This is a genomic window from Candidatus Micrarchaeota archaeon (genome assembly GCA_028866575.1).
Classification (GTDB): Archaea; Micrarchaeota; Micrarchaeia; order Micrarchaeales; family Micrarchaeaceae; genus UBA12276.
Map to the genome: position 1 here is coordinate 1 of JAGWHU010000023.1, position 4,320 is coordinate 4,320.

The 4,320-nt window shown below is 55.6% G+C and carries 6 protein-coding genes; 2 read left to right on the plus strand and 4 right to left on the minus strand.

Annotation, left to right across the window (positions count from 1 at the left end):
- Nucleotides 1-35: 35 nt before the first annotated feature.
- The 4 genes from KGI06_05990 to KGI06_06005 all read right to left on the minus strand — a co-directional run bounded on the left by KGI06_05990 (nt 36) and on the right by KGI06_06005 (nt 2,994).
- Nucleotides 36-608, minus strand: coding sequence for a glycosyltransferase family 2 protein (locus KGI06_05990; GenBank protein MDE1871758.1), 573 nt, complete (start codon nt 606-608; stop codon nt 36-38).
- Between the two features lie 70 nt (nt 609-678).
- On the minus strand, nt 679-1,287 hold the full coding sequence (locus KGI06_05995; GenBank protein ID MDE1871759.1) for a hypothetical protein: 609 nt from the start codon (nt 1,285-1,287) through the stop codon (nt 679-681).
- Nucleotides 1,229-1,714 carry a class I SAM-dependent methyltransferase gene (locus KGI06_06000; GenBank protein ID MDE1871760.1) on the minus strand — a complete coding sequence of 162 codons (486 nt, stop codon included), beginning with the start codon at nt 1,712-1,714 and terminating at the stop codon, nt 1,229-1,231. Before KGI06_06000 ends, KGI06_05995 begins: the two co-directional genes overlap by 59 nt.
- Nucleotides 1,715-1,746: 32 nt before the next feature.
- Nucleotides 1,747-2,994, minus strand: coding sequence for a hypothetical protein (locus KGI06_06005; protein ID MDE1871761.1), 1,248 nt, complete (start codon nt 2,992-2,994; stop codon nt 1,747-1,749).
- A 307-nt stretch (nt 2,995-3,301) separates the two neighbouring features.
- On the opposite strand from KGI06_06005, the gene KGI06_06010 reads away from it, so the two are divergent.
- Nucleotides 3,302-3,718, plus strand: a complete 417-nt coding sequence (locus tag KGI06_06010; GenBank protein MDE1871762.1) for a ribonuclease HI family protein — start codon at nt 3,302-3,304, stop codon at nt 3,716-3,718.
- Between the two features lie 209 nt (nt 3,719-3,927).
- The gene (locus KGI06_06015) at nt 3,928-4,194 is read left to right on the plus strand and encodes a hypothetical protein (protein ID MDE1871763.1); all 267 of its coding nucleotides are present in this window, start codon (nt 3,928-3,930) and stop codon (nt 4,192-4,194) included.
- Nucleotides 4,195-4,320 lie beyond the last annotated feature (126 nt).

Below are 4,320 nucleotides of genomic sequence, written 5' to 3' on the forward strand. Positions count from 1 at the left end.
GCAATAGGGGCACGTTTTGAAGGTTTCGATGAATCTCATTTCCCCTCACTGGAAACTGGCACACAAATAGTCGGCGCACACTCTGGGAAAGCGACGTAGCTGTATTCTGCCACCAGACGTTCTATGAAAAGTCCGTCCATGACATACTCAGGTCCTGCTGGCCACCGCCCGATTTCCCGCTTGACGACCATATTAGCCGTGTCGAAGAAGCAGAGCCGCGGGGGCAGGTTGAAGAAGCGTACTCCGTGGCGAATGATTGGAAAGATGCCCACATTCGGCTCACCAGCGGCAGCCAGGCAATCGTGAATGCGCTGGAGAGCATCTTTGTCGGCGAGACGATTGTCATCATCGAGATATATGATCCAGTCTCCGCTCGCGAACTGCCAGGCTAAATTTCGCGGGGTATTGCCAAAGTCGTTGAACCGCATCCCAGGCACTACGACGCTCCGTTTACCTGAATTCATCTGCTCCAAATGCGAGGAGGCTATCTCAGCGTCGAGCCAGACAATGTGCTCCCAACTATCGAACGTCTGCCTGTCCAAGGAGCGCAGACAGACAGCGAGGGATGCGCGGTCGAGGGTCGGTGTGATCACGCTAAAATACGGCATTAAGCCTCCGTCGCCCAGACGTTCCCGGATGTTCATAAGGCGGGAGGGAAGCGCTTCCTCCCGCTGCCCGTCATCTAACTTTGACGATTGCGAATTGCGCGAATTGGTCGGCGTAAGTGCCCCCGGTGTTTCCCCACCACCAAGGTCGCACGACATCGCCTGCATCCAAGAGCATGGTGACGCTGTTTTTCCCGACCATGTAGGGACCGCTCGAAGAAATGAACGCGATAGTGGGAGTTGCGGTGATGGTGGAAACGTCCGAATGAGGCGCAGCGTGGTCAACCTCGACGTAATACCAGAAATACGGAAAGGCGTTGTCGGTGCGCTGGTCCGTGTAGCTGATCGAGTACACACCAGGAGAGTTTATGAGAAAAGATGCTCCGTAAGACGAGTCGTCGTTGTAGGTTATCGCCGTTCCGATTGTTAAATCCACAGTCGAAAAGCGTCTCACGATCGTGTTGATCGAACCGAACCCATTACCGCCGTGGACGATTACTTCACCTTCCATGCCGGTTACGGAGTTCCACTGAGCGTTCGCGCGAGTTCCAAGCCCAAAAGAAATCGCGAGAAGCATCGCCGCCAAAATCAAGAACGAACGTTTCATTTTCTTTTCCTCCCGGTTAGTTGGTTTCTGTTGTCCAGATCGTATCCACAACCCGGAACTGCTGAATTTGTTCATGAACTGCTTGCATCACGCCGGGCCAGTTAGGATGGAAATCATGACCAAGCAAGATGCCGCCATCGCGCAGAATCGCTGACCAAGCGCGTATATCTTCCGAGATGCTTTCGTAGTCGTGCTTAGCGTCCAAGAAAATCATATCGAATTTGCGCCCTTCGACAGCGAACTGCTTAGCGGCCTCGACGGAGCGGAGTTGGACGGCGGTAACGTTTTTGAGGCCAGTCATATTTGCGAGGAAATCAGCAAGAATATCCTTGCCCCATGTCCCCTGCTCCTCTGTTCCCATCCAAGTGTCTACACAGGTCAGATGCCCAGCGGTGTTTTCCGCGATAGCGCAAGAAGATCGCCCCAACCAAGAGCCGACCTCGCAAATCTCCCTTGATCGCTTGGCAACCGAGGCCAGGTAACGTAACTCCATCTCGCTCATCCATCCAGAAATGAGAAGTGCCCTACCGATCCTCATTGGCCTTCTCCTTCAGCCGCCTTTCGGAGATATTCTCTCCACCGCGGCCAGACGTTTTTCCAATCGTACTCGCTCGGGCGGTTAGTGCGCTTGCCAAGGACCTTCCGCGCCGCCGAAGCCCACGTTTCTGGATCGAAGGTGGGACGGTTGAACGCATACTCTCCGTCCAGTTTGAACGACTCCGGCGTAACCAGAAAATCGGGATAAGCAGAAAGCGTCTCGGCGCCGCCAGCGTAGTTCCCATGAATGCACGGAGTGCCGCAAAATACCGACTCTGCCAGCGGAAAGCCAAAGCCCTCGCCAGAGCCAATGCCGAGGCTGAGGTCCGATGCACTGTAGCCAACGGCCATGTTGTCATCGGAAATATGGCCAAGCGAGATGACCGTCTTCTCGACCATGCCATAGTCCACAAGCAGCGCCGGTATTGACCAGTCGCGCTCAAGAGCCGAGGTATGCAGCCAGAGCCTGACTTTCATCTCCTTGGCGAGAATCGCAGCGGTCTGGATTCCGAGCGGAAAATCCTTTCGCCGCTGATTAGTTGCGACGATTCCGATCAGCACTTCGTCGTCCGCGATCGGTTCAGGCTTCTGGCCAGTTGGGCATTGCGCGCCGGTACGCAGGAAGAAAGCCTTGCGGCAGGCTTGGCGCGGCAGCTCATAGAAAGTCTCTCCGTCGATCCAGTGCGGGAGCGCAGTCAGATGGCGCTTTTCGGCCTCGGCGTCTCCGATCGAACGCCGGATTACGTCCGCTCCCCAATTGGTGTAGGCAATAATACGGTCAAAGCCGAGTAGGGTCATCTTGAGCGGGAAGGTGAGAGCGCCGTTGGGTCCGTCCGCGTCCACTGGACAGTAAATCCAGAGTTCATTGTTCTCTCGAAAGCGCTTGATCCACTGCCGAAGACCGGGAAGCCCTTCAAGCAACTCGCTCAGCAAATCAGGTTGCGCGAGCCAACCCAGCCTTGAGGGATCCCAGCAGAACGCTATGACGCCGTTCTCTCCCCGCGAATGGTCATCCCAAATTTGCGGCAAGCTGGGCAGAATAAAGGAGGATTCGACACCTTCTAGTGTGTACTGGAAGAAACCAAAGCGCCGACTTCCAGGCCCCCCGTGCCCCGCGCTCGCAACCTGGTAGACATCAGACAGGTCTTCGTGAATCCCTTTGGCGATCATTCCGGCAATGCGGCCAAGACCGGTGCCAGAAGAAACTGCGTCGCCGACGAGAAGAAAGGGCTTTACTTTGCTCATGTAGCGCAGAATATCGCACAGCGTGCGGATTGTCAACACTGTTGTTTTCTGTTGACACCAGTAAACAAGTCGGATACCATCCGCTCAGTGAAAAGGAAAGAAGAAGTCGAATCTGATCCGGTCATTGCCGCCCGGATGCCGCTCGCCGAAGTCAAGGCGATCAGGCGATTGGGAAAGCGGGAGGACAGGTCGATGGGGAGCATGATCCGGACTCTTCTCCGCGAAGCACTAGCCGCGCGACAGGCAAAGAAAGAAGGTGATGCCCTATGCAACCGAACGCCGGACTCATAGAGTGCTGGTTTGACGGCTGCTGCAGAGCGAACCGATAAACCCAGGTGGGCACGCCGCGTGGGGAGCCGTCGTAAGAGTAGGCGGAAAGACCGTATACGAAGAAGGCGGGTACGTCGGATGCGGCCCCAAGACCAGCAATAACGTCGCTGAGTACCAGGGCTTCATGGCCGCGCTCGAACATGCTGCCGTCCACCTTGGAGTCATTCTCGTGCGCGGTGACTCAAAACTCGTCATCATGCAGATTTCGGGAAAGTGGAAGGTCCACGGTGGCCTGTACCTCCCTTACTACGCGAAGGCGAAGGAACTGTACCAGAAGCACAAGGAACGGGTCCGCATGGAGTGGATCCCGCGCGGTAAAAATGACCTGTGTGACAGGCTCTCGAAGCAGGTTCTGAAAGACATGGGGGTCCGTTTCAGGATTCAACCAGAGTAGGCACAATGTTCCGTTGGCTCAAATCCGCATGGTACGCCCGTCTGCGCAGGATCGATATGAAGATCCTGTGGCCTGAGTGCGCGAATCAGGCTTCCGATCTGGACCACGCCAAAGCAGCCTTTGCGGTGCACGCTTTTAACGATCCAGCGTGGCAGATTCTGGGCGAAGATAGGATCAAAGAGTTCATCGATTCACTGGAGTAAACAGATATGCGAACCAAGGACAAACTGGCTCAGGCGCTTGAAGAAGTGGGTGCGCCGAGCGGAATGATCGAAGCGGCGCTCAATGGCTCCTACGACGATTTTGAGAGCAACAGTGCCACGCCGATCAACGATTTAATCCGCGACGCTTCGAAGCACAGCTTGAGCACCATTGTCGGTCGTGCGATGAACGGAGACTTCGACGCCACCCGCGAAGAGGCCCGCGCTTGGTTTAACCGAAAAGGGAAGAACCTGATAGGAGGCCACAATGCATGATCCAAGCACACTTGCTTTCGAGTTGAAGTTTCCGTGGCGCAAGTACGGCCGCAAGGGACGGAACCATTTCGAACGCACCTACCGCGAGACCTTTCTCACCATCTGGCACAAAGACCCGTACCTGAA